Consider the following 559-nt stretch of genomic DNA (forward strand, 5'->3'; position numbering starts at 1 on the left):
AGAACGTGTTTACGATCCTTCTATGACTCGACAATAGCCGAGTGAAGAGAAAGCCCTACGCCAGCGACGTCAGCAGAGAGAAGTTTGCGCAGATCGAGCCGCTGCTGCGCAGCGTGCGGCGCACCACGAAGCCGGTGACGGTGGACTTGTATGAAGTATTTTGCGCAGTGCTTTACCTGCTGCGCACAGGCTGTCAGTGGCGCTTCCTGCCACCGGAGTTTCCCAAGTGGCAAAGCGTGTACGCCTACTGGCGCAAGTGGAGTGAGCCTGACCAGCACGGTGTGAGCGTGCTGGAGCAGGCTTTAAAAAAACAGGTTGGCGCGGCCCGCGAGAAACTGGTGCGCAACGCATGCAGCGCGTTCTTGATCGTGGACGCGCAGAGCGTGAAGAACACGGACACGGCGGCCCTGAAGGGCTATGACGCAGGCAAGAAGGTCTCGGGCATCAAGCGCCACATCGCGGTGGATGCCCAGGGCTTGCCGCATGCCATAGCGGTGACCACGGCTGAGGTGACGGATCGCAAAGGGGCACTGCAGGCGCTCAAGCGCTGCAAGCCCAA

General features: G+C 60.5%; 1 protein-coding gene. It reads left to right on the plus strand.

The genetic code is table 11. The features are described from left to right. Window positions 1-41: 41 nt before the first annotated feature. Window positions 42-559, plus strand: a 518-nt coding sequence (locus SJH88_RS19345) for an IS5 family transposase (RefSeq protein ID WP_274755411.1), incomplete at its 3' end; no start/stop codon positions are given.

It is taken from the genome of Comamonas sp. GCA5 (assembly GCF_036541385.1).
Classification (GTDB): domain Bacteria; phylum Pseudomonadota; class Gammaproteobacteria; order Burkholderiales; family Burkholderiaceae_C; genus Comamonas; species Comamonas aquatica.